This window comes from Actinomadura sp. KC345, assembly GCF_004348515.1.
GTDB lineage: Bacteria > Actinomycetota > Actinomycetes > Streptosporangiales > Streptosporangiaceae > Spirillospora.
Genome location: NZ_SMKH01000046.1, coordinates 16,666 through 35,848, shown reverse-complemented (window position 1 = coordinate 35,848; position 19,183 = coordinate 16,666). Strand labels below are relative to the sequence as shown.

At 72.3% G+C, this 19,183-nt stretch carries 18 protein-coding genes and 1 riboswitch; of the genes, 15 read left to right on the top strand and 3 right to left on the bottom strand.

Translation table 11 applies throughout. The features are described 5' to 3' along the window. From E1281_RS10765 to E1281_RS10730, 8 genes are all read left to right on the top strand, one after another. Positions 1-979, top strand: a 979-nt coding sequence (locus E1281_RS10765) for a galactitol-1-phosphate 5-dehydrogenase (protein ID WP_131877146.1), incomplete at its 5' end; no start/stop codon positions are given. 28 nt (positions 980-1,007) lie between these two features. Then, on the top strand, positions 1,008-2,525 hold the full coding sequence (locus E1281_RS10760; protein ID WP_131877145.1) for an FGGY-family carbohydrate kinase: 1,518 nt from the start codon (positions 1,008-1,010) through the stop codon (positions 2,523-2,525). Beyond that, positions 2,515-3,471, top strand: a complete 957-nt coding sequence (locus tag E1281_RS10755; RefSeq protein WP_131877144.1) for a sugar-binding domain-containing protein — start codon at positions 2,515-2,517, stop codon at positions 3,469-3,471. Before E1281_RS10760 ends, E1281_RS10755 begins: the two co-directional genes overlap by 11 nt. Then, on the top strand, positions 3,468-4,997 hold the full coding sequence (locus tag E1281_RS10750) for a sugar ABC transporter ATP-binding protein (protein ID WP_131877143.1): 1,530 nt from the start codon (positions 3,468-3,470) through the stop codon (positions 4,995-4,997). The genes E1281_RS10755 and E1281_RS10750 overlap by 4 nt, the downstream gene beginning before the upstream one ends. Beyond that, positions 4,994-6,040, top strand: a complete 1,047-nt coding sequence (locus tag E1281_RS10745) for an ABC transporter permease (protein WP_131877142.1) — start codon at positions 4,994-4,996, stop codon at positions 6,038-6,040. Before E1281_RS10750 ends, E1281_RS10745 begins: the two co-directional genes overlap by 4 nt. Next, positions 6,033-6,986, top strand: a complete 954-nt coding sequence (gene deoC, locus E1281_RS10740) for a deoxyribose-phosphate aldolase (RefSeq protein ID WP_131877141.1) — start codon at positions 6,033-6,035, stop codon at positions 6,984-6,986. The genes E1281_RS10745 and deoC overlap by 8 nt, the downstream gene beginning before the upstream one ends. Before the next feature lie 3 nt (positions 6,987-6,989). Next, complete coding sequence (locus E1281_RS10735) at positions 6,990-8,435, top strand: aldehyde dehydrogenase family protein (protein WP_131877140.1); 1,446 nt, start codon at positions 6,990-6,992, stop codon at positions 8,433-8,435. Further along, positions 8,428-9,285, top strand: coding sequence for an aldehyde dehydrogenase family protein (locus tag E1281_RS10730; RefSeq protein ID WP_131877139.1), 858 nt, complete (start codon positions 8,428-8,430; stop codon positions 9,283-9,285). The genes E1281_RS10735 and E1281_RS10730 overlap by 8 nt, the downstream gene beginning before the upstream one ends. Positions 9,286-9,297: 12 nt before the next feature. Here E1281_RS10730 and E1281_RS10725 read toward each other — a convergent pair whose 3' ends face one another. Beyond that, positions 9,298-10,146: an MBL fold metallo-hydrolase gene (locus E1281_RS10725; protein WP_131877138.1), complete on the bottom strand. Its 849-nt coding sequence runs from the start codon at positions 10,144-10,146 to the stop codon at positions 9,298-9,300. Between the two features lie 178 nt (positions 10,147-10,324). Between E1281_RS10725 and E1281_RS10720 the strand changes: the two genes are divergently transcribed. From E1281_RS10720 to E1281_RS10700, 5 genes are all read left to right on the top strand, one after another. Beyond that, positions 10,325-11,143 (top strand): SAM-dependent methyltransferase, encoded by an 819-nt coding sequence (locus E1281_RS10720; RefSeq protein WP_243716822.1) that lies wholly within the window; start codon positions 10,325-10,327, stop codon positions 11,141-11,143. Positions 11,144-11,154: 11 nt separating this feature from the next. Beyond that, on the top strand, positions 11,155-11,370 hold the full coding sequence (locus tag E1281_RS10715) for a DUF397 domain-containing protein (protein WP_207943212.1): 216 nt from the start codon (positions 11,155-11,157) through the stop codon (positions 11,368-11,370). 58 nt (positions 11,371-11,428) lie between these two features. Then, positions 11,429-12,271: a helix-turn-helix transcriptional regulator gene (locus E1281_RS10710; protein WP_165958862.1), complete on the top strand. Its 843-nt coding sequence runs from the start codon at positions 11,429-11,431 to the stop codon at positions 12,269-12,271. A 6-nt stretch (positions 12,272-12,277) separates the two neighbouring features. Next, positions 12,278-12,475: a DUF397 domain-containing protein gene (locus tag E1281_RS10705; protein WP_131877134.1), complete on the top strand. Its 198-nt coding sequence runs from the start codon at positions 12,278-12,280 to the stop codon at positions 12,473-12,475. A gap of 386 nt (positions 12,476-12,861) precedes the next feature. Further along, entirely contained in the window at positions 12,862-13,647 is a 786-nt protein-coding gene (locus tag E1281_RS10700) for a hypothetical protein (protein ID WP_131877133.1), read from the top strand. A 60-nt stretch (positions 13,648-13,707) separates the two neighbouring features. On the opposite strand, the gene metE is transcribed toward E1281_RS10700, so the two are convergent. Then, positions 13,708-15,963, bottom strand: coding sequence for a 5-methyltetrahydropteroyltriglutamate--homocysteine S-methyltransferase (gene metE / locus E1281_RS10695; RefSeq protein ID WP_131877132.1), 2,256 nt, complete (start codon positions 15,961-15,963; stop codon positions 13,708-13,710). A gap of 108 nt (positions 15,964-16,071) precedes the next feature. Beyond that, a riboswitch (cobalamin riboswitch) is annotated at positions 16,072-16,272 on the bottom strand. A gap of 191 nt (positions 16,273-16,463) precedes the next feature. Here metE and sigJ point away from each other — a divergent pair. Together sigJ and E1281_RS10685 are read left to right on the top strand one after the other, a co-directional pair. Beyond that, on the top strand, positions 16,464-17,399 hold the full coding sequence (gene sigJ, locus E1281_RS10690; protein ID WP_131877131.1) for an RNA polymerase sigma factor SigJ: 936 nt from the start codon (positions 16,464-16,466) through the stop codon (positions 17,397-17,399). 22 nt (positions 17,400-17,421) lie between these two features. After that, positions 17,422-18,177, top strand: coding sequence for an SDR family oxidoreductase (locus tag E1281_RS10685; RefSeq protein WP_131877130.1), 756 nt, complete (start codon positions 17,422-17,424; stop codon positions 18,175-18,177). 115 nt (positions 18,178-18,292) lie between these two features. Here the strand turns inward: E1281_RS10685 and E1281_RS10680 are convergent, their stop codons facing one another. After that, positions 18,293-19,123: a TIGR03620 family F420-dependent LLM class oxidoreductase gene (locus tag E1281_RS10680; RefSeq protein WP_131877129.1), complete on the bottom strand. Its 831-nt coding sequence runs from the start codon at positions 19,121-19,123 to the stop codon at positions 18,293-18,295. Positions 19,124-19,183: the final 60 nt, after the last annotated feature.

Below are 19,183 nucleotides of genomic sequence, written 5' to 3'. Positions count from 1 at the left end.
CCCCGAACCCGCCCCGGGCGAGGCGCTGGTGCGGGTCGAGGTGTGCGGCGTATGCGGTTCGGACATCGCCCGCATGCTGAAGGCGGGCGCGCACCGGATGCCGGTCATCTGCGGCCACGAGTTCTCGGGACGCGTGGTGGCGGCCGGGCCGGGGGTGAGCGGCGCGGCCGAGGGCGACCTGGTGACCGTGCCTCCGCTGATCCCCTGCTTCGCCTGCGGGGAGTGCCAGCGGGGCAGGTTCAGCCTCTGCCTGGACTACGACTACTTCGGCAGCAGGCGGGACGGCGCGTACGCCGAGTACGTCACGGTCCCGTCCCGCAACCTGTTCACCGTGCCGGACGGGGTGCCCGCCGTGGCGGCCGCGATGATCGACCCGGCGGCGATCGCGTTGCACGCGATCTGGCGCACCCGGCTCGGCATCGGGCACCGGGTGGCGGTCGTCGGCGCCGGGCCGATCGGCCTGTTCGCGATCCAGTGGGCGCGGCTGGCGGGCGCGTCGGAGGTGCTCGCGGTCGAGCTGGACGACCGGAAGCTGGCGATGGCGAAGGAGGCGGGCGCCACGCAGACCGCCGCCGGCGCCGAGCAGGCCCGCGACCTGGCGGGGGACGGCTACGACGTGGTCGTCGAGTCCGCGGGCAGCCCGGTGGCGGCGGACATGGCCGCGTCGCTGTGCGCGCGGCGCGGCGAGGCGGTCTTCATCGGCATCCCGCACGCGCCGGTCGAACTGGCCAAGGGCACGTTCAACGACTTCCTCCGCAGGGAGATCACCCTGCACGGCGCGTGGAACTCCTTCTCCGCGCCGTTCCCCGGCGGGGAGTGGCGCGCGACCGCGGACGCGATGGCGTCCGGCACGCTGAACTGGAAGTTCATGATCACGCATGAGCTGGGCCTGGACGCGCTGCCGGAGACGATGCGGGCGCTGGGGGACCGTTCCATCTTCAGCTCCAAGGTGCTGTTCCTTCCAGGGTCCGGCCAATGAGCGGGCACTCGTCCGGACGGGAGGGAACGTGAGCGCGCTTCTGGGCATCGACCTGGGCACCGAAGGGGCGCGGGTCGCCGTCTTCGACGCCGGCGGCGCGGTGCTCGGCACGGGACGGGACGGCTACGCCACCCGCTACCCGCGTCCGGGCTGGGCCGAGCAGGACCCCGAGGACTGGTGGCGCGCCGTCGTCGCCGCGACCCGCGCGGCCCTGGCCGAGGCGGGGGACCCGCCGGTCGCGGGCGTCGCGGTCGCCACCACGGCCTCCACCGTCGTCGTCCTCGACGACGCGGGCCGCCCGCTGCGCCCGGCGATCCTGTGGATGGACTCCCGCGCGGGGGCGGAGTCCGCGCTGACCGCCGGGACCGGCCACGAGGCGCTCCGGTACGCGGGCGGCGCCGACGCCGTGGAATGGCTCGTGCCGAAGGCGATGTGGCTGGCCCGCCGCGAACCGGAGACCTACCGGCGGGCCGCCCGCATCGTCGAGGCGGTCGACTACCTGACCTGGCGGCTCACCGGGACGTGGACGGCATCGCGGATGAACGCCGTGTGCAAGTCCAACCACGGCCCCGGCGGCTACCCGTCCGACCTCTACGAGCTGCTCGGCGTCCCCGACCTGGCCGCGAAGCTGCCGCCGGCGGTGCTGCCGGTCGGCGCGGCGGCGGGCGAGGTCACCCGCGAGGCCGCCGCCGACCTCGGGATGCGCGGCACGCCCACGGTCGCCGCCGGCGGCATCGACGCCCACCTGTCGCTGCTGGCGACCGGCGGCCTGGAATCCGGCCGGCTGTCGGTCGTCTGCGGGACGTCCAACGCGTTCGTCGCCGAGATCGAGGACCCGGTGTTCACCCCCGCGATCTGGGGCCCGTACCCGGACGCGCTGCGCGGCGGGCACTGGCTCGTGGAGGGCGGGCAGGTCTCGGCGGGCTCGGTGCTGCGCTGGGTCAGCGAGGACATGCTCGGGCTGAGCCGCGAACGGCTCCCGGAACTGTGGGACGAGGCCGCGCGAGTCCGGCCCGGCGAGCACGGCCTCATGGTCCTCGACTACTTCATGGGCAACCGCACGCCGCTGCGCGACCCCGCGCTGCGCGGCGCCGTCCTCGGCCTGACCCTCGGCACCACGCCCGCGCAGCTGTACCGGGCCGCCGTGGAAGGGGTCGCCTACGGCACCCGGCAGGTCCTGGACTCGTTCCTTGAGGCCGGTGTCCCGGTGTCCGACATCTACGTCTCCGGCGGCATCCAGCACAACCCGCTGTGGCTGGAGGTCACCGCCGACGTCCTCGGACGTCCGCTGCGGCTGGTCGGCGCCGGCGACAACCTCACGTTGCGCGCCTGCGCGGTCATCGCCTCCACCGTCACCGGCGCCCATTCCGGGCTGGCCGCCGCCGCGGAGGCGTTCACGCCCGCCACCACCCTGATCGAGCCGTCGGCGACCGCCGGGGACGGCGCCTACGACGACGGATACGCCCTCTACCGGCAGGCCACGGACGCCACCCGTGACGTGGCGCACCGGCTGAGCCGCCCCCGCGGAGAGACCCATGGACGCTGACGACCTCGACTACGAGGACCTGCTGCTGCGGGTCGCCGAGATGTACTACGAGGGCGACCAGACGCAGGAGCAGATCGGCCGCAAGCTGCACCTGACCCGCTGGAAGGTGGGCCGGCTGCTCGCCGAGGCCCGCACCGCCGGCATCGTCCGCATCGAGATCGTCCATCCGCGCCACCGCAGGCACGCCGACGAGCGCGCCGTGATCGAGCGGTACGGGCTGCGCGACGCGGTCGTCGTCCCCGCCGACGGTGTGGACGGCGAGGTCGAGCTGCGCGACCGGGTCGCCGGCGCCGCCGCCCGCTACCTGGCCGATCTCAGCCCGGCGCCCCGTACCCTCGGCGTCTCCTGGGGACGCACGCTCGACGCGGTCGCGGCGCAGGTCCAGCCCGGCTGGGCCCGCGGCGTGCACGTCGTCCAGGTGAACGGCGGGCTGAGCCGCACCCGGCGGCCGACCTCCGCGTCCGACATGGCGAGCCGCCTCGCCCACCACGGCGGCGGCACCGTCACGCTGCTGTCGGCCCCCGCCATCGTGGAGAAGGACACCACGCGCGAGGCGCTGGAGAGCGACCGCTCGGTCGCGGGCGTGCTGGAGCTGGCCCGGCACTGCGGCGCCTTCCTGTTCAGCCCCGGCGCGCTCGCGCACGACTCGGTCCTGGTGGAGTCCGGCTACCTGAGTTCCGCGGACGTCGACGGGATCGCCGGCGCGGGCGGAGTGGGGGACGTCGTCGGACGGTTCATCGACGGCGACGGCGCGGTCGTCCAGGACGAGCTCGACCGCCGCACCCTCGGCGTGACCCTGGACGACCTGCGCGCCGGCCCGTGGTCGATCGCCGTGGTCGCGGGCGCCGCCAAGCACCGCGTGTGCCGGGCCGTCGTGGCGAGCCGGATATGCAACGTCCTGATCACCGACCATCACACCGCCGCGCACCTGCTGGAGGCCTCATGAGCGACGTGAGCGAAAGCCGGCGGACGGCGAGCGGAGGCGACGGCACCGCGCCCCCGCTCCTCCAGATGAAGGGGATCGTCAAGCGCTTCCCCGGCACGGTCGCCTGCGACGGCGCGAACCTGTCGGTCCGCGCGGGGGAGGTGCACTGCCTGCTCGGTGAGAACGGCGCGGGCAAGAGCACGCTGGTGAAGATCCTCGCCGGGTCCTACCGGCCGGACGGGGGCGAGATCGTCCTTGACGGCCGGACGCTGCGCAACAGCGGCCCCCAGGACGGGATCGCCGCCGGAATCAGCGTCATCTACCAGGAACTCGACCTCGCCCCGGATCTCACCGTCGCGCAGAACCTCTTCCTCGGGCACGCGCCCGCACGCGGCCCGATCGTCCGCAAGCGGCAGCGGTCGGCGGCGGCGCGGGAACTGATCGACCGGCTCGGCGGCGCCTTCTCCCCCGAGGACCGGGTCGGCTCGCTGTCCATCGCCGCGCAGCAGCTCACCGCCATCGCCAAGGCGCTGACCAGCGACGCCAAGGTCATCGTCATGGACGAGCCCTCCGCCACCCTCGGCGCACGCGACCTGGAGGTCGTCTTCTCCGTCATCCGGGACCTGGCCGCCGAGGGCCGCGCGATCATCTACATCTCCCACCGGCTGGACGAGGTGTCGGAGGTCGGCGACCGCGCCACCGTCCTGCGCGACGGACGCGACGTCGGCGTGTTCGACCTGGGCGCCACCACCCATGACGAGCTGGTCGGCGCCATGATCGGGAAGGCCCGCGAGCAGGTCCGCCGCACCGACCGCCCCCCGGCGCCGTCCGGCGAGCCCCGGCTCGCCGTGGAACGGGTGCGGGTCGGCCGCATCCTCGACGTCGCCGGGCTGGACGTCCGGGCGGGCGAGATCGTCGGGCTGGCGGGGCTGGGCGGCGCGGGGCGCACCACGCTGCTGAACGCGCTGTTCGGCGCCGTCCGCGGGGAGGTCCGTGCCCGCCTGGACGGGAAGCCGCTGAAGGTGGCGGGCCCCCGCACCGCGGTGCGCAACGGGCTCGCCCTCGTCCCCGAGAGCCGCAAGGAGCAGGGGCTGTTCCTCAGTCTCGGCGTCGCCCGCAACGCCGCGATCGCCGCGCTCGGCTGGGCCGCGCCCCGCTCCCGCGGCAAGCGGATGACCGCACCCGTGCTCAAGGACCTGGGCGTCAAGCACGCCTCCCCGGACCAGCCCGTCGGCCTGCTGTCGGGAGGGAACCAGCAGAAGGTCGTCCTGGCCAAGTGGATCACCCGGGGCATGCGGGTGCTGCTGCTGGACGAGCCCACCCGCGGCCTCGACATCGGAGCCAAGGCCGACCTCTACCGCCAGGTCCGCCGCCTCGCCGACGACGGCGTGGCCGTGCTGCTGGCCAGCAGCGAGCTGCCCGAGCTGACCGCGCACGCCGACACCGTCTGGGTGATGCACGAGGGCCGCAACATCGCCGCCTTCGACCCGCGCACCACCCCCGAGGCCGACATCGCCCACACCGTCATCACTGGAGCCACGCCATGACCCAGACCGGTTCTTTGTGGGGGGACGACCCCCCACGCCCCCCGGAACGGACCGTTTCGGAGTCCCGGCTCGCGGACGCCGGCGACCTGTTCCGGCGACGCGGCCTCGACCTGATCCGCAGCGGGAACCTGCTGGTGGTGTTCCTGCTGCTGTGCGTGGTGGCCGCTCTGCTCGCCCCGGAGTTCCTGACCACCCGCAACATCGCCAACCTGCTCCAGCAGTCCAGTCTCACCGGCATCGTCGCCATCGGCATGACCCTGGTCATCCTCACCGCGGGCATCGACCTGTCGGTCGGCAGCACCGCTGCCTTCGGCGGGATGCTCGTCGCCGTCCTCATGTCGGACGGCGGCTTCAACCCGGTGCTCGCCATCCTCGTGACGCTCGCCGCCGGGGCGGCCGCCGGGGGGATCATGGGCGGGCTGACGGCCTACCTGTCGCTGCCCGCGTTCATGGTCACCCTCGCCGGGCTCACCAGCATCCGCGGGCTCACCTACCTCCTCACCGGGGGGACGCCCGCGGGCGGGGACGCCCCGGACGCCTTCCAGCTGATCGGCGGAGGATTCATCGGACGCGTCCCGATCGTCGGCCTCATCTTCATCGGGGTCACGATCATCGCCGCCCTCATCCTGCGCGGAACGACGTTCGGCGAGTACATCTACGCCACCGGGAGCAACCGGGAGGCGGCCCGCCTGTCCGGCGTCCCCGTGCGCGCCGTCACCATGGCGGTCTTCACCATCTCCGGGCTGCTCGCCGCGCTCGCCGGCATCCTGCTCACCTCGCGCCTCACCATCGGCCAGCCCACCGCGTTCAGCGGGCTGGAGCTGGACGCCATCGCGGCCGTCGTGCTCGGCGGGACCAACCTCTTCGGCGGCAGGGGCAAGGTGTTCGGCACGTTCATCGCCGTGCTGCTGCTCTCGGTGCTGAGCAACCTGTTCAACCTGATGGGCCTGAGCTCGTTCTTCCAGATGCTCGTCACCGGCCTGATCCTGGTGGCGGCCCTCATCCTGAACCGCATCCTCGAGAACAGGGGCGACCGTGCCTGAACCGACCCTCACCCGCGCGTCCCAGGACGTCCCCTCCACCGCCCGCGAGCTGCGCGCGTTCCTGCACGGCCTGCCCGGCGTGGACCAGGTGGGCGCCGAGGAGCGGGCGGCGCGGCTGGCGACGCGTTCGATCAAGACCTCGGCCAAGGCGGAGGCGATCGATCTCGCCGTCTCGATGGTGGACCTGACGACCCTGGAAGGCGCCGACACGCCCGGCAAGGTACGGGCGCTGAGCGCCAAGGCCGCCCACCCGGACCCGTCCGATCCGTCCGTTCCGCAGGTCGCCGCGGTGTGCGTCTACCCGGACATGGTGGACGTCGCCGTGCACGCCCTGGCGGGGACGGGGGTCGGGGTCGCGTCCGTGGCCACGTCCTTCCCGTCCGGCCGGGCGCCGCTGGAGGCGAAGCTGGCCGACACCCGCGCCGCCGTCGAGGCCGGGGCGAGCGAGATCGACATGGTGATCGACCGCGGCGCCTTCCTGGCCGGGGACTACGCCAAGGTGTCCGAGGAGATCGCCGCGGTCAAGGACGCCTGCGGGGACGCGCACCTGAAGGTCATCCTCGAAACCGGCGAGCTGGCCACCTACGACAACGTGCGGCGCGCGTCGTGGCTGGCGATGCGGGCCGGGGCCGACTTCATCAAGACCTCCACCGGCAAGGTCGCGCCGGCCGCCACGCTCCCCGTCACGCTGATCATGCTGGAGGCGGTACGCGACCACCGCGACCGGACGGGCCGCCAGGTCGGAGTCAAACCGGCCGGCGGGATCCGCACCACCAAGGACGCGATCAAGTACCTGGTGCTGGTCAACGAGACCGCCGGGCCGGACTGGCTGACCCCGCGGTGGTTCAGGCTCGGCGCGTCCAGCCTGCTCAACGACCTGCTGATGCAGCGCCGCAAGCTGGCCACCGGCACGTACGCGGGCCCCGACTACTTCACCCTGGACTGAGCCATGGCTTCCGAGAAAACGGTTTTCGAGTACGCCCCGGCGCCCGAATCGCGGGCCATCGCCGATATCCGCGCCTCCTACGGGCTGTTCATCGGCGGCGAGTTCGTCGACGGGCGCGGCGAGCCGTTCAAGACGATCGACCCGTCCAGCGAGGAACCCCTCGCGGAGGTCGCGTGCGCGGACGCCACCGACGTGGACCGCGCGGTCGCGGCCGCCCGCGCCGCCTACGACACGGTGTGGGGCAGGATGCCCGGCCGGGAACGCGCCAAGTACCTGTACCGGATCGCGCGGCTGATCCAGGAACGCTCGCGCGAACTGGCGGTGCTGGAGTCGATCGACAACGGCAAGCCGATCCGCGAGTCCCGCGATGTGGACCTGCCGCAGGTCGCCGCCAACTTCTTCTACTACGCGGGCTGGGCCGACAAGCTCGGCCACGCCGGATTCGGCGCGGACCCCCGCCCGCTCGGGGTCGCGGGGCAGGTGATCCCGTGGAACTTCCCGCTGCTCATGCTGGCGTGGAAGATCGCTCCCGCGCTGGCGTGCGGCAACACCGTCGTCCTCAAGCCCGCCGAGACGACCCCGCTCACCGCGCTGGTCTTCGCCGACATCTGCCGCCAGGCCGACCTGCCGCCCGGCGTGGTGAACATCGTCACCGGCGCGGGCGAGACCGGCCGGGCGCTGGTGGAGCATCCGGGCGTCGACAAGGTCGCCTTCACCGGGTCCACCGAGGTCGGCAGGCAGATCGCCCGCGCGGTGGCGGGCACCCGCAAGAAGCTGACCCTGGAGCTCGGCGGCAAGGCCGCCAACGTCGTCTTCGACGACGCGGCGATGGACCAGGCGGTCGAGGGGATCGTGAACGGGATCTTCTTCAACCAGGGCCACGTGTGCTGCGCGGGGTCGCGGCTCCTGGTCCAGGAATCGGTCGCCGAGCCGCTGCTCGAACGGCTCAGGGCGCGGATGAGCACCCTGCGCGTCGGGGATCCGCTCGACAAGAACACCGACATCGGCGCGATCAACTCGGCCGGGCAGCTCGCCAGGATCACCGAGCTGTCCGAGGTGGGCGAGCGGGAGGGCGCGCAGCGGTGGTCGCCCCCGTGCGACCTGCCGCAGCGCGGATTCTGGTTCGCTCCGACGCTGTTCACCGGTGTGGCGCAGTCGCACCGGATCGCGCGGGAGGAGATCTTCGGGCCCGTGCTGTCGGTGCTGACGTTCCGCACCCCCGCCGAGGCCGTGGAGAAGGCCAACAACACCCCCTACGGCCTGTCCGCCGGCGTCTGGACGGAGAAGGGCTCGCGCATCCTGTGGATGGCCGAGCGGCTCCGCGCGGGCGTCGTCTGGGCCAACACCTTCAACAAGTTCGATCCGGCGTCGCCGTTCGGCGGCTACAAGGAGTCCGGCTTCGGCCGCGAGGGCGGCCGGCACGGTCTGGAGGGCTACCTGCATGTCTGAGTCACGGCTGGCGGTTCGCAAGACCTACAAGCTGTTCATCGGCGGCGCCATGCCGCGCTCGGAGTCCGGCAGGACGGTGGTCGTGAACGACGCTCGGGGCCGATTCGTGGCCAACGCCGCGCGGGCCTCCCGCAAGGACGTGCGGGACGCGGTGGTCGCCGCCCGCGGCGCCTTCGCCGGGTGGGCCGGGCGCACCCCGTACAACCGCGGGCAGATCCTCTACCGCGTCGCGGAGATGCTGGAGGGACGCCACGGCCAGTTCGCCGACGAACTCCGGGCCGCCGGCGCGGGCAAGGCGGCCGCGTCCGCCGAGGTGTCCGCGGCGATCGACCGGTGGGTGTGGTACGCGGGCTGGGCGGACAAGCTCACCGCCGTCGCGGGGTCGGCCAACCCGGTCTCCGGCCCGTTCTTCAACTTCTCCACTCCCGAACCCACCGGCGTCGTGGGCCTCGTGGCCCCCGACTCGCCGCTGCTGGGCCTGGTATCGGTCATCGCCCCGGCGATCGTGACCGGCAACACCTGCGTCGTCGTCGCCTCCGAGCCCGCGCCGCTGCCGGCGGTCACGCTGGCCGAGGTGCTGGCCACCTCCGACCTGCCCGGCGGCGTGGTCAACGTCCTCACCGGCCACCGCGGCGAACTGGCGCCCTGGCTGGCCTCGCACATGGACGTCAACGCCGTCGATCTCGCCGGTGTCCCCGGCGACGACGTGCGGGACCTGGAAGAGGCCGCGGTCGCCAACCTCAAACGCGTGCTGCGCCCGGCGCCCACGGACTGGACCGCCGAGCCCGGAACCGTCCGGATGACCGCCTTCCTCGAGACCAAGACCGTCTGGCATCCCGTGGGCGTCTGAGCAGCGGCCGGCTCAGCCCGTGAAGTGGGTGCCCGTGGCGTGAGTGAAGGTGTGGGTTTCGCCGCGGTCGACGTAGGTGACGTCTCCGGCGAGGCCGCGCCGGTCCAGTTCGCGGCGGAAGTCGTCCAGCGACGAGCTGAAGACGGTGTAGTCGTCGTAGTGGACCGGGACGGCGCTCGCCGGACGGATCGTCTCCAGTAGGTCGGCGCCTTGGGCGGCGTCCATGGTGACGATGAGCCCGCCGGGCAGCTTGGTTCCGCCCAGGTGGAGGATGGCCAGATCGATGTCGCGGTTGCGGCGTGCGATCTGCTGGATTCCGTCGAACATCAGGGTGTCGCCGGTGATGTAGAGGCGGAACTGGACGTCGCCCGTGGCGGGGCCGAACTCCAGCAGGCTGCCCATGACCGGCGGGAGGAGCCTCCGGGCGGGGCCGGGCGCGTGCCGTCCGGGCATCGAGGTGACGCGCAGGAGCGCGCCGTCCTTGACGAACGTGTGCGACTCCCAGGTGCGCAGGCCGACCGCGTGGCGGAAGCGGTGCCAGCCCTGGAGGCGGCGCGCTCCGTGCGGCGTCGTGACGATCGGCAGGCCCCGGTCGAGCTTCGCGCGGGCGACCCGGTCCCAGTGGTCGCCGTGGAGGTGGGACAGGACGACGGCGTCGAGCTGCGGGAGTTCGTCGGCGCGCAGCGCGGGTTCGGTCAGCCGCCGGGAGGTCAGCCCGTTTCCCAGGTACGCGCGCTGCCCGCGGTGCAGGAAGTTGGGGTCGGTCAGCAGCGTGAAGGGCCCACAGCGCAGCAGCGTCGTCGCGTTGCCGATGAACTGCATCGTGAGCTGCCGCAGTGCGAGTTCCGGTGCGGTCTTCATGATCCATCCTCCTTTCCGGCATTCGATGGCCCGGTCATGCCCTAGGAAGGGAAGGTGAATCCTCGTACCAACCCCGTGGGGGCAGTCGGTCAAGTCTGAACCATCGCGGGGAGACCAGACATGTTTCATAATTCGTGCATCACAAGTTGCGGCAACGGAGGCGAGAACGGTGAGCGACATGGAAGAGGCCCCGCCCGGGGTGGACATCACCGTGCCCAGCCCGGCGCGGCTGTACGACTACTACCTCGGTGGCACCGACAATTACGAGGTGGACCGCCAGGCCGCCGAGTCGATCCGCGCCCAGATGCCGGAGTTGGAGGACGCCGCCTGGGCGAACCGCGGCTTCCTCCAGCGTTCGACGCGGTGGCTGGCCGAGCAGGGCATCCGGCAGTTCATCGACATCGGCGCCGGACTGCCGACGATGAACAACACGCACGACGCCGCCCAGGCGGTCGCGCCCGATGCGCGGGTCGTGTACGTCGACAACGATCCGATCGTCCGCGTCCATGCGAACACCCTGCTGGAGGGGTCGTCCGGGACGGCGTTCATCACGGCCGAACTCCGTGATCTGGACGGCGTGCTCGGGCACGAGGAGACCCTGGCGACCCTGGATCTCGGGGAGCCCGTCGGGCTGCTGCTGATGGCGGTGACCCACTTCCTGTCGGACGAGGAGGACCCGTGGGGGCTCGTCCGGCGGTACATGAGCCGGCTCGCGCCCGGCAGCTACCTGGCGATGTCCGCCGCGACCCCCGACCGCCACGCCGAGGGGGCGGTCGACGCGATCAACGACGTGTACGCACGCTCCACGTCCAACGCTTACATGCGGAGCCGCCCGGATGTCGAGCGCTTCTTTGACGGTATGGAGATCGTTCCGCCGTGGAAGGGGGCGGCGCCGAAGGTCTGCTATATCGGGGAGTGGGGTGCCGAGGACCCTGACGCCGCCGATAGTGATGGGTCGCGTTGGGCGTACTGCGCTGTGGCGAGGAGGGCAGAGTGAGGAAGCCGTCGGTGGAAGAACTGGGCATCGACCCGGACACCCTCGACTGGAAGCGCTCAGGGGCGGGCGAGGCCGCCATCGAAGTCGCTTTTGTCGGCGAATGGACCCTTTTGCGTACCTCTGGTGATCTTATCTCGGTGTTCGACGAACATGAGTGGGCCTGCTTCCTTGACGGCGTGAAGAACGGGGAGTTCGACCATGCCGCCTCCGTCCCGCCAGATCTGTGATTCACAAATTCGGAAGGCGTATGATGATGCCGGCCGTATGTCAAGGGAGGTGGCGCCGATGAGTGACGCGTACGGGGCCACAGCCGCCAAGCGGGGGCTGGCACGCCGCCTGCGGGAGCTGCGCGTCGAGGCGGGGTATACGGCCAACCAGGTCTGCGACCGGCTGAACTGGGGACGCGGCAAGGTCGGGCGGTTCGAGGCCAACACCTGGGTGCGTCCCGAGCACAGCGACATCCGCGACCTGGCGCGCATCTACGGCGGCGACACACTCGACGAGCTCGAGGAGCTGGCGGCGCGGGCGCGGCAGCGGGCCTGGTGGCGTGACTACCCGGAGGTCTTCGACAACGAGTTTCCCGGGTTCGAGGGCGACGCGTCGACCATCCGGGTGGTCATGCCGCTGGTGCTGCCGGGGCTGTTACAGACACTGCCGTACATGCAGGCGCTCCTGACGTCCGGATCGAAGCCGCCCGAGTGGCGGGAACGGGCGCTGCGAGCGCGGCTGAGGCGGCAGCAGATCCTGGACCGTGACGACGGGACGGCCCCCGAGGTGGTCGCTCTCATCACCGAGGCGTCGCTGATGTACGAGTGGGGCGACGCGGGAGACCGCCGCGCCCAACTGCGCCACCTGCTGAGCATGGCCGGGCGGCCGAACATCGAGCTGAGGCTGCTGCCCCTCGCGGCCGGCCTGCACCCGGGCATGTCCACGCTGGTCAACATCTTCCGGTTCCCCGGCGACGAGCCGCCCATGGTCTTCCTGGAGAACGATGCCGCCATCGAGCAGATCGACGACCCCGGCAAAGTGGAGGCACATGACCGCATCTTCGAGCAGATCCGCGAGGCGGCACTGAGCACCGCCGACACCGCGGAACACCTGGAGAAAATGATCACGACACTGGAGTAAGTGCTTATGGACCTCTCTCAGGCACGGTGGTTCAAGGCCACCGCGAGTGCGAGCAGCAACGGAGGCTGCGTCGAGGTCGCCGACCTCGAAACGGCCACCGGGCTGCGCGACAGCAGGACACCCGAGGCCGGAGCGCACGTGGTCCCCCGGACCGTCTTCGCCGCGTTCCTCGACGATGTGCGGGCGGGCCGGTACGACCGCTGACCAGGCCCCTCACCAGGTCCGGCCGACCCGCATACAGGTCTGACCGGGCCGCACACCAGGTCCCCCAGGGCTGCACCCCTGGGGGACCTTCGTGTGTGCGGCCCTCTCTCAGGCGCCGTCAACGCTACAGCGCCCGAAGCGGCCGGTCTCGCCTCCGCCGGTACACGTTCAGATCCCCCCGCCGGGTTGTGTTTTGTACTCCTTGTGGGGGATTCATTGAACGTCTCAACGGTGCGCGCAGAACCTTGGTCGTGTAGCGGGTCTTCGCCGCCCGGATGTGCGAAGCTGAGATCTGTGATTCACACATAGCGAGTCGCGAACCATGGAGTCTCATGTCGCGAATGCCTGAATCGTGACTTGGCTCCGCGAACTCTGAGGGTGGCGTCATGATGGAGACCGCACCGGTGCGCGGTATGCGCGGCATTCCCTGGAGGCTGGAGAACGGCGGCTGCGCGGCCCTTCCCCTGCCCGGGGACGAGGTCATCGCCCCGGCGGCGCGGGCCCACGTCGCGAGCCTGCTTCCGGCGCTCGGGCTGTCCGTCCAGGACGTCGACGACATCACCCTCATGGTCAGCGAGCTCGCCACGAACGTGCTCCAGCACGCCGCGTCCGGCGCCGGGTGTTCCGGCGCCGAACTCTGGGTCTACCAGCGCGGCGACGGGCGAGGCCACGACGAGCTGGTCGTCAAGGCGTTCGACACGCTGCGGGAGTGGCGCGGGCGGCCGGACGACCCCGGCGGGATGCGCGAGCACGGCCGGGGCCTGGAGATCATCGACATCCTCACCGAGGGCCGGTGGGGATACCATCCGTCCCGGTCCCGGCTCAGCTCACCGTCCGTCCGCGGCAAGGCCACCTGGTTCGCCCTGCCGATCGCCCGCACCCGCATCGCGCGCCGCCGCCGGCACGGGCGGGTGGCCGACGGGGCGCAGGCGATGCGGGTCCTTCGCTCACTGCTCGTCCAGCGCGGCCTCGACCGCCTTGCGCTGCGCGACGAACCCGGCCACTGCGTCCTGTCCGGCCAGGGCGACCTGGCGGTGTGGTGCGAAGAGGGGGCGTTCCGCTGGCGCGCCCGCTGCGGTGAGGCCGGGGAGCTTCCGGTCACCGACATCACCGAGGTGTGCGAACGCCTCGTCCAGTTCTGCGAGCCGATGGACGACCTCCACGTGGTCTGACCGTACGGGGGGGACGGTCAGACCACGCGGGTCTCCAGCGCTCTCACCCGGTCACGGGTGTCAGCCGGTCACATCCTCCCGGACGCGGCGCGCCGCCACGACCAGGTTCCGCAGCGACGCCTCCGTCTCCGGGTAGGCGCGCGTCTTCAGCCCGCAGTCGGGGTTGACCCACAGCCGCGCCGGCTCGACGGCCCGCAACGCGCGCCGCAGGTTCTCCTCCATCTCGCCCGCCGCGGGGACGCGTGGGGAGTGGATGTCCCACACGCCCGGCCCGATGCCGTTCTCGTACCCGGCGGCGCGCAGATCGCCGACCAGTTCCATGTGCGACCGGGCCGCCTCCACGCTGGTGACGTCGGCGTCCAGTGCCCCGATCGCGCCGATGATCTCGCCGAACTCCGAGTAGCACATGTGCGTGTGGATCTGGGTGGTGTCCGCGACGCCCGACGTGGCGAGGCGGAACGCGCCGACCGCCCAGTCCAGGTAGGCGGGCCGGTCGGCGTCCCGCAGCGGCAGCAGCTCCCGCAGCGCGGGCTCGTCCACCTGGATGACGCGGATCCCGGCCGCCTCCAGGTCGGAGATCTCGTCGCGCAGGGCCAGCGCGACCTGGCGGGCGGTCTCGGCGAGCGGCTGGTCGTCGCGGACGAAGGACCAGGCCAGCATCGTGACCGGGCCCGTCAGCATCCCCTTGACCGGCCTGCTCGTGAGCGACTGCGCGTGCCTCGCCCACTCCACGGTCATCGGCCGGGGCCGCGCGACGTCGCTGTGCAGGATCGGCGGCCGGACGTAGCGCGACCCGTACGACTGCACCCACCCGTGCTCGGTCGCCGCGTACCCGTCGAGCTGCTCGGCGAAGTACTGCACCATGTCGTTGCGCTCGGGCTCGCCGTGGACGAGGACGTCCAGGCCCAGGTCCTCCTGGAGCGCGATGACGCGGGCGATCTCGTCCTTCATCGCCTGCTCGTAGGCGTCCTCGGTGATGCGCCCGGCGCGGCGGTCGGCGCGGGCCCGGCGGATCTCGGGGGTCTGCGGGAACGAGCCGATCGTGGTCGTGGCCAGCTCGGGCAGGCCCAGCGCGTCCCGCTGCGCGGCGAACCGGACGGCGCGGTCGCCCCGGCGCGCGTCGCCGATCGACCCGAGCCGCTCGCGGACGGCCTCGTCGATCCCCGCCTCCGGCGCCTCGGCGGCGGACGCCTCCAGCGCCTCGGCCGCGTCCGGGGCGTCCTCGCGCAGCGCCCGCCCGAGCGCGACGACCTCGTCGACCTTCTGCCGGGCGAACGCGAGCCGTCCCCGGACGTCCGGGGCCAGCGACGTCTCGGCGTCCAGGTCGATCGGGACGTGCAGCAGCGAGCAGGACGTGCCCACCACGAGCCGGTCGACGAGGCCCAGCAGCGCGGCGCAGGTGGCCTTGGCGCGGCGCCGGTCGGCGCGCCACACGTTGCGGCCGTCCACCACGCCCGCCACGAGCGTCTTGCGCGGCAGCCCGCCGACCGAGGCGAGGACGTCGAGGTTGCCGGGACCGGCGACGAAGTCCAGTCCGACCGCCTCGACCCGGCTGCCGGCCAGCGTGCGCAGCGCGCCGGTGCCGATCGTCCCGAAGTACGTGCCGACCATCAGGCGCGGCCTGCTGGTCAGCCGCCCGAGCCGCGCGTAGGCGCGGGCGAGCGCGCCGATCTCCTCGTGGGTCCGGTCCGCGACCAGGGCGGGCTCGTCGAGCTGCACCCACGCGGCCCCGGCCCCGGCCAGCCGCTCCAGCACCTCGGCGTACACGTCCACGAGCCCGTCGAGCAGGTCGAGCGGCCGGAACCCGGGCGTCGAGGGCTTGGCCAGCAGCAGGTACGTGAGCGGCCCGACGAGCACCGGCCGCGTCTCGATCCCGAGCGCCCTGGCCTCGCGGTACTCGGCCAGCGGCTTGGCCGCCGCGCCCTCCGCCAGCCGGAACCTGGTGCCGGGCCCCAGCTCGGGGACGATGTAGTGGTAGTTCGTGTCGAACCACTTGGTCATTTCGAGCGGCGGGAGGTCCTGGACGCCGCGCGCCATCGCGAAGTACCGGTCGAACCCGGTCAGCCCCCGGTACCGGTCCGGGACGGCGTCGACCAGGACGCTCGTGTCGAGCATCTGGTCGTAGAAGGAGAACGTGTTCGACGGGATCGCGTCCAGCCCGGCGTCGCGCAGCTCGTTCCAGACCGTCGCGCGCAGTTCCCGGCCCGTCGCGGCGAGCGCGTCGGCGCCGGCGCGTCCCGCCCAGTGGTCCTCGGTGGCGAACTTCAGCTCCCGGCGTGCCCCGATACGGGGGTATCCGAGGATCGTCGTGCTCATGGCGGCTTCCCTCGCTGTGCCACGGGCGACCCGTGAAAGGGACTGCGCACGGCGGACACCCGCCCGTGCCGCAGACCTTCCCACGAGGCCGCAGACCCACCGCGTACCGGCCGGTACGCGGGCGGAGGCAGGTCTTCGGACTCGCGGGCGCCGCCTCGTCCTCCGAGGCGTCCTACTGGCCGTCGCTTCCCAGGCCGCGGGGCCCAGTGCGTGATGACGGCGGTCGTTCCCGCTCACCGCTGCGGGGCAGTCCCGGACTCGCACCGGGTTCCCTCTTACGACACCCGGACCCGCACAGGCCCGGATGAACCATCCGCACCCCGGAGTCTACCGGGCGGGTCCGGGACGGATCAGAGGGCGATGTTCATAAGGTTCTCCATGAGGGGGTGCGGACGACGGCGATTCGAGGGCCCGTCCCTCGGAAACGCCGGCGGCCTCACGCTTCGGCGCGGTGTCTCGTCGGACGGGTGAGGGCAGCAGCGACCGAGGGAGCCGACGCGATGACCAGCCGACCCGACCATGACCCGCCGCGGGCGGACGGCTCGCCGGACTCGAACCTGAACACGATCATGAGTGAGCGGCGCCAGCTGATCAATCTCGCGTACCGGATGCTCGGCTCGCTCGCCGAGGCGGAAGACGTGGTGCAGGAGACCTATGCCCGCTGGTACGCCATGTCCGGGGAGCAGCGGGAGGAGATCCGCTCACCCGCCGCCTGGATGACGAAGGTCGCGAGCCGCATCTGCTTCGACGTGCTCAGGTCGGCGCGGGCGCGGCGGGAGCGCTACGTCGGGGAGTGGATCCCCGAGCCGCTGCCCGAACCCGCGGAGTGGGACACCGGGCGGCTGGAGACCGACCCGGCCGACCGCGTCACGCTCGACGAGTCGGTCAGCATGGCGTTCCTCGTCGTCCTGGAGTCGATGACCCCGGCCGAGCGGGTCGCGTTCGTCCTCCACGACGTCTTCCGGTACCCCTTCGCCGAGGTGGCCGAGACCGTCGGCCGCAGCCCGGCGGCATGCCGCCAGCTGGCCACGTCCGCCCGCCGCCGCATCCGCGCGTCGCAGGCGTCCGCGACCCCGGCGACCAGGCGGGCCGCGGTCGTCCGCGACTTCAGGAAGGCGTGGGAGGCCAAGGACATCAACGCCCTCATCGCCCTCCTCGACCCCGACGCCACGGTGATCGCCGACGGCGGCGGCGTCGTCTCCGCCCTGCTCCATCCGATCGAAGGCGGCGAGCGGGTCGCGCACGTCTTCGCCGACCTCGCCTCCCGGGCACCGCTGACGATCCTGGAACGCACGGTCAACGGCCAGCCCGGACTGGTGGCCCAACTGAACGGCGTCACCGTCGTGGTGGTGGCCTTCGACCTCGAAGGCGACCGGGTGAAGCGCATCTGGGCCGTCCGGAACCCCGAGAAGCTCCGCCCCTGGACGCGAACCTGACCTTTCAGACCGAGGGGGACCCATGAGCCAGTCCTATGTCGTGACCGGCGGCGGCCGGGGCGTCGGCCGGGCCATCGTCGAACGGCTGGCGGGCGGCGGCACGGTGGTCGTGATCGAACTCGATCCGGCGGCGGTCGAGTGGGCGCGCGACCGTCCGGACGTGATCCCGGTCGTGGGCAGTGCCGCCGACCAGAGCGTCGCGGACCGGGCCGCCGACCTGGCGCAGGAGGCGGGAACCCTCGCGGGCTGGGTCAACAACGCCGCCGTCTTCCGCGACCCGGAGACCACGTCCGCGGACGAACTCCTGGACCTGGTCGCGCTCAACCTCAACCCCGCCGTGGTCGGCTGCATGACCGCCGTCCGCCGCTTCCTGGACGCCGGGACGGGCGGCGCCCTCGTCAACGTCTCCTCCCACCAGGCGCAGCGTCCGGTGCGGGGCTCCCTGCCGTACGCGACGGCGAAGGCGGCGACCGAGGGCCTCACGCGCGCCCTGGCCGTCGACTACGGCCCGCGCGGCATCCGGGCGAACGCCGTGGCGCTCGGCTCGATCACCACGGAACGCTACGAGCACCTCCTCGCCCGCCAGGCTCCCGCCGAGGCCGCGCGCATCGAGAACGAGATGCGGCTGCTGCACCCGGTTGGCAGGGTCGGCCGCCCGGACGAGGTGGCCGCCGCGGTCGCCTACCTGCTCTCGCCCGAGGCGAGCTTGGTCAACGGCGCCGTCCTCCCCGTGGACGGCGGCCGCCACGCCCTCGGCCGCGACCCCGAGGAAGCCTGACCCGCGGTCATGGTCATCACCGCGCACCCTGCCGCCCGCGCACCCTGCCGCCCGCGTGCGCTGGCCGCGGGCGTCCCCGACCCGGCCGAAACTTCGGACGGGATGTTCTGACGGCTCAGCCGATGAGGGCGCCGGCCAGGGTGCGCCACTGCTCGTGCGGGACGGCGTCCGGGGTCGCCGGCTGCACGGAGAGCACGACCTGGTCGGCGCCCGCGTCGAGATGGCGCTTCAGGCGGGCGGCGACGGCGTCGGCGTCGCCCCACGCGACCACGTTGTCGAGCAGGTGGTCGCTCGTCTCCGCGATGTCCTCGTCGGAGAAGCCCATCCGGCGGAGGTTCTGCGGATAGCCGCCGACCTGCGTCAGGAACCCGATGGGCTCGCGGGCGGCGTCCCTCGCCCGCGCCGGATCGCTTTCGAGGACGACGTACTCCATCACGACCAGGGCCGCCTCGTCGCCCAGGGTCTGCCGGGCCTGCGCGGTGAACTCCGGGGTCACCAGCAGAGCGATCGCCCCGGACGCGCGGTCGCGGGACAGCTCCATCATCCGCGGGCCCAGGGCCGACAGCATGCGGGCATCGGCCGGGACCGGCGGGTCGGCGGCGTCGAGGGTGTCGAGATAGTCGTTCATGGTGCGCAGCGGTCGCTCGCCGTGCACACCGCCCAGGCCGGTGATCAGCCGTCCCGGATCGGTCGCCTCGACGTCGCGGCGCAACTCGACCACGTCCCCGGGCCCGTGCACCCGGGCCGGGATGATCGCGCTGCCGACCGGGATCGTCTCGGTCGCGCGGATGACGTCCCGGAGCGGGTCCAGGGTCTTCAACTGGCCGCCGGCGATCCAGATCGCCGAGTAGCCGAGCTTCTCCAGCATGACCGCGTCGTCGAGGTGGCCGCCGTCGGCGCGCACGTCGAGGGTCAGGCCGATGGGTCCCAGGTTGAGCCGTGTCATGTGTCAGCGCCTTCCGTGATGGTCTCCTTCACGGACCGACGCTAATTTCTGAACCTGACT

What these genes read in the sequence shown, in the direction of transcription:
- E1281_RS10755 (WP_131877144.1), top strand. Translation starts at nt 2,515, where the DNA reads ATGGACGCTGACGACCTCGACTACGAGGACCTGCTGCTGCGGGTCGCC.
- E1281_RS10750 (WP_131877143.1), top strand. Translation starts at nt 3,468, where the DNA reads ATGAGCGACGTGAGCGAAAGCCGGCGGACGGCGAGCGGAGGCGACGGC.
- E1281_RS10745 (WP_131877142.1), top strand. Translation starts at nt 4,994, where the DNA reads ATGACCCAGACCGGTTCTTTGTGGGGGGACGACCCCCCACGCCCCCCG.
- E1281_RS10735 (WP_131877140.1), top strand. Translation starts at nt 6,990, where the DNA reads ATGGCTTCCGAGAAAACGGTTTTCGAGTACGCCCCGGCGCCCGAATCG.
- E1281_RS10730 (WP_131877139.1), top strand. Translation starts at nt 8,428, where the DNA reads ATGTCTGAGTCACGGCTGGCGGTTCGCAAGACCTACAAGCTGTTCATC.
- E1281_RS10725 (WP_131877138.1), bottom strand. Translation starts at nt 10,146, where the DNA reads ATGAAGACCGCACCGGAACTCGCACTGCGGCAGCTCACGATGCAGTTC.
- E1281_RS10720 (WP_243716822.1), top strand. Translation starts at nt 10,325, where the DNA reads ATGGAAGAGGCCCCGCCCGGGGTGGACATCACCGTGCCCAGCCCGGCG.
- E1281_RS10710 (WP_165958862.1), top strand. Translation starts at nt 11,429, where the DNA reads ATGAGTGACGCGTACGGGGCCACAGCCGCCAAGCGGGGGCTGGCACGC.
- E1281_RS10705 (WP_131877134.1), top strand. Translation starts at nt 12,278, where the DNA reads ATGGACCTCTCTCAGGCACGGTGGTTCAAGGCCACCGCGAGTGCGAGC.
- E1281_RS10700 (WP_131877133.1), top strand. Translation starts at nt 12,862, where the DNA reads ATGATGGAGACCGCACCGGTGCGCGGTATGCGCGGCATTCCCTGGAGG.
- metE (WP_131877132.1), bottom strand. Translation starts at nt 15,963, where the DNA reads ATGAGCACGACGATCCTCGGATACCCCCGTATCGGGGCACGCCGGGAG.
- sigJ (WP_131877131.1), top strand. Translation starts at nt 16,464, where the DNA reads ATGACCAGCCGACCCGACCATGACCCGCCGCGGGCGGACGGCTCGCCG.
- E1281_RS10685 (WP_131877130.1), top strand. Translation starts at nt 17,422, where the DNA reads ATGAGCCAGTCCTATGTCGTGACCGGCGGCGGCCGGGGCGTCGGCCGG.
- E1281_RS10680 (WP_131877129.1), bottom strand. Translation starts at nt 19,123, where the DNA reads ATGACACGGCTCAACCTGGGACCCATCGGCCTGACCCTCGACGTGCGC.